Consider the following 9,496-nt stretch of genomic DNA (forward strand, 5'->3'; position numbering starts at 1 on the left):
CTGCTCGTTGCGCGCCAATACCGCTGCCTGCCGAGGGGGTGGGGTGAGGGGCGCAGTGAAGTACTAGGAGGAGCCGTCAACCGCAGGTTGGCGGCGGGGGACATGAACGGAGCCCCTCACCCCGGCGCCTCGGCTCGCTCCCACCTTTGCAGGCACACCCCATGACCACGCCAACGCTCGACATCAAGCGCCCATCCCCACACGTCGCCGAGGTGTGGCTCAACCGCCCCGACGTCCGCAACGCCTTCAACGACAGCGTCATTGCCGAATTGACAGCGGCGTTCCGTGGTTTCGCGGAAGACAAGGAACTGCGTGCCGTCATCCTCGCCGGGCAGGGCAAGGCTTTCTGCGCCGGCGCGGACCTGAACTGGATGCGGGCGATGGCCGACTACTCGTGGGAGCAGAACCGCGCCGATGCCGAGAAGCTGGCCGAGATGCTGTGGGCGATCTACAGCTGCCCGGTGCCGGTGGTCGGCCGCGTCCACGGCGACTGCTACGCTGGCGGCGTCGGCCTCGCGGCGGTGTGCGATGTGCTGGTCGCGAGCGACGCGGCGGCCTTCTGCCTGAGCGAGGCCAAGCTCGGCCTGCTGCCGGCGACCATCGGGCCGTATGTGGTCAAGGCGCTGGGCGAGCGCGCCGCGCAGCGCTATTTCACGACCGCCGAGCGCTTCACCGCCGCCGAGGCGCACCGTCTGGGTTTCGTGCACGAGCTGACCGCGCCGGAGACGATCGACGCGGCCGTGGGCAACATCGTCAAGGCGCTCGCCGCCAACGGCCCGGCGGCGGTGCGCGCCTGCAAGCACCTCGTGCAGGACGTGGCGGGGCAGCCGATCACCGCCGAGCTGCGCGCCGACACCGCGCGCCGCATCGCCGACATTCGTGCCAGCGCCGAAGGCAAGGAGGGCGTGCAGTCCTTCCTTGGCAAGCGTGCGCCTTCGTGGCTTGGATGACGCACCCGCGATGGAGCTGAGCCTGCCGCCGGCCATCGTCCACGCCGCATCCGGCCTGGACACGACGCAACTCGTCGCGCTGGCCGCGGCGCTGGGCTGGGCCAGTGGCCTGCGCCTGTACGCGGTGGTCTTCCTCACCGGGCTGGCCGGCTGGCTGGGCTGGGTCACGCTGCCTGCCGGCCTGCAGGTTCTGCAGCACCCCGCGCTGCTGATCGCGTCCGGGCTGATGCTGGGGGTCGAGTTTTTCGCCGACAAGCTGCCCTGGGTCGATTCGCTGTGGGATGCCGTGCATACGTTCATCCGCATCCCGGCCGGCGCGGCCCTGGCGGCGGGGGTGTTCGGGGCCGACGCCGGCACCTGGACGCTTGCCGCCGCGCTGCTGGGCGGCGGGCTGGCCGCGACCGCGCATGTGGCCAAGGCGACCACGCGCGCGGCGGTCAACACCTCGCCCGAGCCGTTCTCCAACCTCGGCCTGTCCTTGCTCGGCGATGCCGCCGTGCCGGCGATGCTGTGGCTCGCCTGGGCGCACCCCGTGCTGTTCTTCGCCGCGCTGGCCGTCGCGCTGGTCGTGATGGCCGCGCTGATCGTGCTGCTCTTCAGGTTCGTTCGCGGCCTGGCCGGCCGCTTACGCCAACACTTCGGTGCGTCCGCTGCGCGCGCCTGACGAAAGACGAATCGATGTTCAAGAAGATCCTGATCGCCAACCGCGGCGACAACGGCCTCGGGGCTGTTGCGGTGAAGACTCATGTCGGCAAAGCCGACGTGATGTCGCAACCACATCGCGTGGCGAGCGAAGCGAGCGGCGATCGAGCCGCGGGAGCCGACCGTGTTTAAGAAGATCCTCATTGCAAACCGCGGCGAGATCGCCTGCCGCGTCGCCGAGACCGCGCGGCGCCTGGGCGTTCGCACGGTGGCCGTCTACTCGGATGCCGACACGAACGCCAGGCACGTGCGGGCCTGCGACGAGGCGGTGCACATCGGCGGCAACGCGGCCAAGGACAGCTACCTGCAATGGCCGCGCATCCTCGATGCCGCCCGGGCCACCGGCGCGCAAGCGGTGCACCCCGGCTACGGCTTCCTGAGCGAGAACGAGGAGTTCGCGCGCGCCTGTGCCGAGGCCGGCCTGGTCTTCATCGGCCCGCCGCCCGCCGCGATCGCGGCGATGGGCAGCAAGTCGGCCGCCAAGTCGCTGATGGAAAAGGCCGGCGTACCGCTGGTGCCGGGCTACCACGGCGACAACAACGACCCGCTGTTCCTGGCCGGGCAGGCCGAGCGCATCGGCTATCCGGTGCTGATCAAGGCCAGCGCCGGCGGCGGCGGGCGCGGCATGCGGCGCGTCGAACGGGCCGAGGATTTCGCCGCCGCGCTCGCCTCGTGCCAGCGCGAGGCCAAGGCCAGCTTCGGCGACGACCACGTGCTGGTCGAGCGTTATGTCACCAAGCCGCGCCACATCGAGATCCAGGTCTTCGGCGACAGCCTGGGCGATTGCGTGTACCTGTTCGAGCGCGACTGCTCGGTGCAGCGCCGCCACCAGAAGGTGCTCGAGGAAGCGCCCGCCCCCGGCATGAGCGACGAGCGGCGGGCCGAGATGGGCGCGGCGGCGGTGGCGGCGGCCAAGGCGGTCGGCTACGTCGGCGCGGGCACGGTCGAGTTCATCGCCGAGGAAGTGGGCGACGGCGACCTGCGCTTCTACTTCATGGAGATGAACACCCGGCTGCAGGTCGAGCACCCGGTGACCGAGGCCATCACCGGCCACGACCTGGTCGAGTGGCAACTGCGGGTGGCCGCGGGCCAGCCGCTGCCGGCGAAGCAGTCGGAACTGAAGATCCACGGCCACGCGATCGAGGCGCGCATCTGCGCCGAGAACCCGGATGCGAACTTCCTGCCCGCGACCGGCACGCTGGCGGTGCTGCGCTGGCCCGAGCACGTGGCCTTCCGCCGCAACGCGGATGCCGAGCGTTTCCACGAGCCCGCCTCGGTGCGCGTGGACGCCGGCGTGCGCGAGGGCGACGCGATCAGCCTCTACTACGACTCGATGATCGCCAAGCTGATCGTCTGGGGCGAGAACCGCGCCCAGGCGCTGGCCCGGCTCGATGCGGCGCTGCGCGACACGCACATCGTCGGTCTGGCGACCAACGTGGCCTTCCTGCGCCGGGTGGTCGCGAGCTCCTCGTTTGCCACCGCCGACCTCGACACCGCGCTGATCGAGCGCGAGCGCGCCGTGCTGTTCGATGCGCCGGGCCTGCCGCTCGAGGTGGCCGCGGCCGGCGTGGTGGCGCAGCAGGTGGCGGCCGAAGTCGCGCTCGAGAGCGCTGACCCCTGGTCCCGGCGCGATGGCTGGCGTATCCACGGCGGTGCGCGCCGGCGCTTCGACCTGCAACACGGCAAGACCCAGCACGTCGCGACACTCGAGCGCCTGCACGACGGCGCGCTGCGGCTGGCCATCGGCGCCGACAGCTGGCCGCTGGCCACGCGGCCGTTGGGCGGCGACCGCTACGACGTGACGCTGGCCGGCGAGCGCCACACGCTGTCGGTCTACCTGCAAGGCGAGCGCGTTGCCGTCTTCGGGGCCACCGGTGCGCTGGAGCTGCAGGAGATCGACCCCATCGCCCACGCCGGCGACGCCGCCGCCGAAGGCCGCCTGACCGCGCCGATGCCCGGCAAGGTGATCGCCTTCCACGTGAAGGCGGGCGACACCGTCAGCGCGGGGCAGGCGCTCGCGGTGATGGAAGCGATGAAGATGGAGCACACGATCACCGCGCCGCGCGCCGGCACGGTGACCGAGCTGATGTACGCCGTCGGTGACCAGGTCGCCGAAGGCGGTGAACTGCTTCGACTGTCGGAGACCTGACACCATGAACCTGCCCAGCCGCGTCAAGATCGTCGAGGTCGGCCCGCGCGACGGCCTGCAGAACGAGAAGCAGCCGGTCGCCACCGAGCACAAGATCGCGCTCGTGCATGCGTTGCAGGCGGCGGGCCTGCGCGAGATCGAGGTCACCAGCTTCGTCAGCCCGAAGTGGGTGCCGCAGATGGCCGACAACGCCGAGGTCATGGCCGGCATCCACCGCCAGGCGGGCGTGCGCTACTCGGTGCTGACGCCCAACATGAAGGGCTACGAGGCTGCTGCGCTGAGCCAACCCGACGAGATCGTCGTCTTCGGCGCGGCCAGCGAAGCCTTCAGCCAGAAGAACATCAACTGCTCGATCGCCGAGTCGATCGAACGCTTCGCGCCGGTGGCCGAGGCCGCGCGCGCGGCCGGCATCAGGGTGCGCGGCGCCATCTCGTGCGCGGTCGGCTGCCCGTACGAGGGCGAGATCGCGCCCGAGCGGGTCGAGCTGGTCGCGCGGTTGATGAAGGGCATCGGCGTGCAGCACGTCGGCGTGGCCGACACGATCGGCGTCGGCACGCCGAAGAAGGTGCAGCGGGCGCTCGAAGCCGCGCTGAAGCACTTCCCGCTGGCCGAGGTCAGCGGTCATTACCACGACACCTACGGCCAGGCGCTGGCCAACGTCTACGCCAGCCTGGAGATGGGCATCGCCAGCTTCGACACCAGCATCTCGGGCCTGGGCGGCTGCCCCTATGCCAAGGGCGCGACCGGCAATGTCGCCACCGAGGACGTGGTCTACCTGCTGCAGGGCTTGGGGCTGGAGACGGGCATCGACCTCGACAAGCTGATCGACGCCGGCCAGGCCATCCGCGCCGCGCTGGGCCAGCCCAACGGCTCGCGCGTCGCGCGCGCCCTGCTGGCCAAGCGGGGCTGACCGGGACCCGCGCGCGCCCGGCGACGGGTGGGCGCGGATGCACTGGCAAGTCCCGATGCAGGCGGGTGTGCGCCGGCGCAGCATGGTGCGATTCGAAGCCTGGAGGGGCGTGCCATGAAGGCCTGGATGCGCTGGATGCTGTGGGGCGTGGGCGGCGTGCTGCTGCTCAGCGCGGGGGCGGTGGCCTGGGGCGTGATGCGATCCGACCAGCGACTCGCGCGCAAGATCACCCAACCAGCGTATGAGCTCGCCGTGCCGGGCGGCGACACCGCACTGGCCCGCGGGCGCTACCTGTTCGCCTCGCGCGGCTGCGCCGAGTGCCACGGGCCCGATGGAGCCGGGCGCCCGTTCATCGACGAACCCGGCGGCGGCCTGTACGCCCGCTCGCCCAACATCAGCCCCGGCCCGGGTTCGGTGACCGCCACCTACACCCCGGCCGACTGGGAGCGGACCGTGCGGCACGGCATCAAGCCGGATGGACGGCCGCTGCTGATCATGCCGAGCGAGGACTACAGCCGCCTCACCGACGCCGACGTCGGCGCGCTGGTGGCCTATGTGCGATCGCTGGCGCCAGCCGCCGGCGGCCCGGCAGAGTTCCGGCTGCCGCTGCCGGTGCGCGTGCTCTACGGGTTCGGGGTGATCCCCGACGCGGCGGAGAAGATCGACCATGCCCTGCCACCCTCGCAGCCGGTGCCCGAAGGCGTGACGGTCGAGCACGGCCGCTACGTGGCCCAGATGTGCATCGGCTGCCACGGCGCCGGCATGTCGGGCGGCACGATTCCCGGTGGACCGCCCGACTGGCCACCATCCGCCAACCTGACACCTGGCGATGGCAGCGTGTTGCCGCGCTATGCCGACACGGCAGCCTTCCGCCGGGCGATGCGCACCGGCAAGCGACCCGATGGCAGCGCGATCAGCTCGGTGATGCCCTTCCAAACGCTGCGTGCGCTGAACGACACCGACCTCGACGCGATCCGCCTTTACCTGCAGACCTTGCCGCCGCGGCCGGCGGGGCAACGCTAGGCTTCAGGGGCGGCCGATCAGCAAGGCGATGCCGGCCTCGCCCTCGGGGGCCCAGGTCAGGCCGAGGAACATCGGCCCGATGCCGGTATCGGCGCCAAGGTAGAGGCTGCCGCCGCCGCGCAGGTCCGTCAGGCGCATCTGGTGGCGGTTGGCCCACGCGTTGCCGGCCTCGAGCGATGCGCCGACGTAGAAGCCGCGCGCAAACACCGGCGGCTCGGCCAGGCGCCAGTACCAGTTCAGGCGGCCGAACAGCAGCGCGTTGCCGGCCAGCTGGCCGGGCCGGTAGCCCGACAGTTGTTGGAAGCCGCCGAGCGCGTACTGGCCGACGATCGCGTCGGCGCGCGCATCGGAGGCCTGGACCAGGCCGTACACGTTCAGCGTGTGCGAGCCCCAGCTGCGCGCCGCGGTGAGCTGTGCCTCGAGCCGCGACAGGCTCTGCGTGCCGCCGTGGTGGCGGCGCCCCACCTGGGCCTCGGCTTCCGCACGGTACCCCGATTGCGGAAAGTTCGCATAGTCGAGCTGGTCGACCACCACGCGCCCGCGCACGGCCACCTCGTTCCAGGTCTCGGCGTCGGTCGGGCCGCCATAGTCGGCGGCCAGCAGCGTCGGCTCGGTGCGCCCGGCCTGGTGCGTCAGGCCCAGGCGCAGCTCGCCCAGGCTGCCCCAGGGCTGGCCGAGGTCGATGCCGATGCGGCCGGTGGTGCGGCGCAGCTGGCCGATCTCCGGGCCGGCGTCGGCGCGGTACAGCGAGAACACGCGCCGTTCGGCCAGGCCCCAACCGGCCACGAACCAGTCGTTCGACAACCCGATCGTCCAGTTCAGCGGGTGGTACAGCTCGCTGAAGAGCTGCGGCACCTCCCCGATCTGCAGCCGGTTGCGCCACTCGGTGCCGTTGGGGGTGAGCCAGTGGCGGTTGTGGCTGATCTTGATGTTGAAGGCGCTCTGGCCGCCGAAATCGGTCGCCAGGTCGATTCCCACGCGCAGGTAGTTCGGCCCCCAGGGCTTGTCCTCCAGATCGAACACCAGGCCCGTCGCACCGCTGGTGGTGTCGACGAGGCGGTAATCGGCGCGCACATAGTCGCCGCTGGCGGCCAGGTGGCTCGCATCCGCGGCGGCGTTGGCGGCCTCGAAGGGCTGGCCCGGCTGCGATTTCAGCTGCGCCTCGAAACGGGCCGGGTTGGTGATGGTCGTGCCTTCGAAGGCCACGAAGGCCAGCTTCGGGTTCGGCACCTCGCCGCCGTGGCGCTCGGCGCGCCAGGCCGCGTAGGCCGGGCCGGGCAACGCGAGGCCGGCCAGCTGGGCTTGCTGCCGCTCGGCGCCTTGCTCGCCGAGCTGGATGAAATCGGCCGCACGGTCGAAATCGCTCGAACTCAACGAGCCGAGGTCCGGCGCGATCAGCACGTCGTGCCCGGCCGTCAGCGAGGCCAGGCTGCGCTTGACGTTCTGCTCGGTCAGGATGTTGATCATCTGCGCGGTCAGCCCGATCGCGGAGTTCAGTGTCTCGCGCGGCGCCAGCGGCGTGCCGATGCTGACGGCGATCACGACGTCGGCGCCCATCGCGCGTGCCACGTCGACCGGCACGTTGTTGATGAGCCCGCCGTCGCCCAGCACGCGGCCGCCCACCTCGGTCGGCGGGAAGACGCCGGGCACGCTCATGCTCGAGCGCAGCGCCATCGCGAGATCGCCGTCGCCGAGCACGACGGCGTCTCCGGTTTCCATGTCGGTGGCCACGGCGCGAAACGGGATCGGCAGCTGATCGAACTTCTGCACTGCGCGCACCGGCAGCGTGAAGCGGCGCAGCAGCGTCTCGAGGCCCCGGCTCGAGACGGCGCCCTGCGGTGCGCGGAATTCGCCGTCCACGTCGATGCCCAGCTCGATCGCGCTGGCGATCTCGAAGTCCTCTTCCTTGCGCCGCTGCGAGAGCTGCTGCCGACTCACGCGCGGCGCGAACAGGCGGTTCCAGTCGATGCGTTTCAGCTCGCGCTCGATCTCGTCGGCCTTCATGCCGCTGGCGTACAGGCCGCCGACGATGGCGCCCATCGAGGTGCCGGCGATCACGTCGACGGGCACGTGTTCGCGCTCGAGCACCTTCAGCACGCCGATGTGCGCGAGCCCGCGCGCGCCGCCGCCCGAGAGCACCAGGCCCACGCGAGGACGATTCAGGGGGCGATCGGGTTGCTGTGCCGCGGCACCGAACGCCAGCAGGGCCGCGAGCAGGCCCATCACCATCTTCAACATGGCCGGCATTGTTGCCGCATCGGCACAAGAAAAGGGCCACCTCGCGGTGGCCCTTTCGCTTCGAGCAGGAGCTCGGGCGGGACTTACATGTCCATGCCCATGCCGCCCATGCCACCCATGCCGCCGGGCATGCCGCCGGCCGGGGCTTCGTCCTTCGGCGCTTCGGCAACCATCGCTTCGGTGGTCAGCATCAGCGAGGCGACGGACGCGGCGTTCTGCAGCGCGGTGCGGGTCACCTTGGTCGGATCCAGGATGCCCATCTCGATCATGTCGCCGTAGGTGTCGTTGGCGGCATTGAAGCCGTAGTTGCCCTTGCCGGCCAGCACGGCGTTCACGACGACGGAGGCTTCGCCACCGGCGTTGTAGACGATCTCGCGCAGCGGGGCTTCGATGGCCTTGAGGACCAGCTTGATGCCGGCGTCCTGGTCGGCGTTGTCGCCCTTGATCGTGCCGGCAGCCTGGCGGGCGCGCAGCAGCGCGACGCCACCACCGGCCACGATGCCTTCCTCGACGGCGGCACGGGTGGCGTGCAGCGCGTCTTCGACACGGGCCTTCTTCTCCTTCATCTCGACTTCGGTGGCGGCACCGACCTTGATGACGGCCACGCCGCCGGCCAGCTTGGCCACGCGTTCTTGCAGCTTCTCGCGGTCGTAGTCGCTGGTGGCTTCCTCGATCTGGATGCGGATCTGCTTGACGCGGGCTTCGATGTCCGCGCCGGCGCCGGCGCCGTCGATGATGGTGGTGTTTTCCTTCGCCACTTCGACGCGCTTGGCCTGGCCCAGGTCAGCCAGCGTGACCTTCTCGAGCGACAGGCCCACCTCTTCGGCGATGACCTTGCCGCCGGTCAGGATGGCGATGTCTTCCAGCATGGCCTTGCGCCGGTCGCCGAAGCCCGGGGCCTTGACGGCGACGACCTTCAGGATGCCGCGGATGGTGTTGACCACCAGGGTCGCCAGCGCTTCGCCTTCGACTTCCTCGGCGACGATCAGCAGCGGGCGGCCGGCCTTGGCGACGGCTTCCAGCGTCGGCAGCAGATCGCGGATGTTGCTGATCTTCTTGTCGAACAGCAGCACGAACGGGTTCTCGAGCAGCGCGACTTGCTTTTCGGGCTGGTTGATGAAGTAGGGCGACAGGTAGCCGCGGTCGAACTGCATGCCTTCGACGACGTCCAGCTCGTTGTTCAGGCTCTTGCCGTCTTCGACGGTGATGACGCCTTCCTTGCCGACCTTGTCCATCGCGTCGGCGATGATCTTGCCGATCGACTCGTCCGAGTTCGCCGAGATCGTGCCGACCTGGGCGATTTCCTTGCTGGTGGTCGTGGGCTTCGAGGCCTTCTTCAGCTCTTCCGTCAGGCTCAGCACGGCCTTGTCGATGCCGCGCTTCAGGTCCATCGGGTTCATGCCGGCGGCCACGTACTTCATGCCTTCGCGCACGATGGCCTGGGCCAGCACGGTGGCGGTGGTGGTGCCGTCACCGGCGTTGTCGCTGGTCTTGGAAGCGACTTCCTTGACCATCTGGGCGCCC

The 9,496-nt window shown here is 70.4% G+C and carries 8 protein-coding genes; 6 read left to right on the top strand and 2 right to left on the bottom strand.

All coding sequences use genetic code 11. The features are described 5' to 3' along the window. Positions 1-161 precede the first annotated feature (161 nt). From VJ693_RS11990 to VJ693_RS12015, 6 genes are all read left to right on the top strand, one after another. On the top strand, positions 162-950 hold the full coding sequence (locus VJ693_RS11990; RefSeq protein WP_324154394.1) for an enoyl-CoA hydratase/isomerase family protein: 789 nt from the start codon (positions 162-164) through the stop codon (positions 948-950). A 10-nt stretch (positions 951-960) separates the two neighbouring features. Beyond that, positions 961-1,614, top strand: a complete 654-nt coding sequence (locus VJ693_RS11995; protein ID WP_324154414.1) for a DUF4126 domain-containing protein — start codon at positions 961-963, stop codon at positions 1,612-1,614. 14 nt (positions 1,615-1,628) lie between these two features. Further along, the gene (locus VJ693_RS12000) at positions 1,629-1,784 is read left to right on the top strand and encodes a hypothetical protein (RefSeq protein ID WP_324154395.1); all 156 of its coding nucleotides are present in this window, start codon (positions 1,629-1,631) and stop codon (positions 1,782-1,784) included. Continuing rightward, positions 1,777-3,801 (top strand): acetyl/propionyl/methylcrotonyl-CoA carboxylase subunit alpha, encoded by a 2,025-nt coding sequence (locus tag VJ693_RS12005; protein WP_324154397.1) that lies wholly within the window; start codon positions 1,777-1,779, stop codon positions 3,799-3,801. The genes VJ693_RS12000 and VJ693_RS12005 overlap by 8 nt, the downstream gene beginning before the upstream one ends. Positions 3,802-3,805: 4 nt before the next feature. Continuing rightward, a complete protein-coding gene (locus VJ693_RS12010; protein ID WP_324154399.1) occupies positions 3,806-4,711 on the top strand; it encodes a hydroxymethylglutaryl-CoA lyase in 906 nt (301 codons plus the stop codon). Between the two features lie 114 nt (positions 4,712-4,825). After that, complete coding sequence (locus VJ693_RS12015) at positions 4,826-5,734, top strand: c-type cytochrome (RefSeq protein WP_324154401.1); 909 nt, start codon at positions 4,826-4,828, stop codon at positions 5,732-5,734. 3 nt (positions 5,735-5,737) lie between these two features. Here the strand turns inward: VJ693_RS12015 and VJ693_RS12020 are convergent, their stop codons facing one another. Both VJ693_RS12020 and groL read right to left on the bottom strand, forming a co-directional pair. After that, the gene (locus VJ693_RS12020) at positions 5,738-7,972 is read right to left on the bottom strand and encodes a patatin-like phospholipase family protein (RefSeq protein ID WP_324154403.1); all 2,235 of its coding nucleotides are present in this window, start codon (positions 7,970-7,972) and stop codon (positions 5,738-5,740) included. 83 nt (positions 7,973-8,055) lie between these two features. Then, positions 8,056-9,496, bottom strand: a 1,441-nt coding sequence (gene groL / locus VJ693_RS12025) for a chaperonin GroEL (protein ID WP_324154405.1), incomplete at its 5' end; no start/stop codon positions are given.

This window comes from Ideonella sp. (assembly GCF_035254525.1).
Classification (GTDB): Bacteria; Pseudomonadota; Gammaproteobacteria; order Burkholderiales; family Burkholderiaceae_C; genus Ideonella.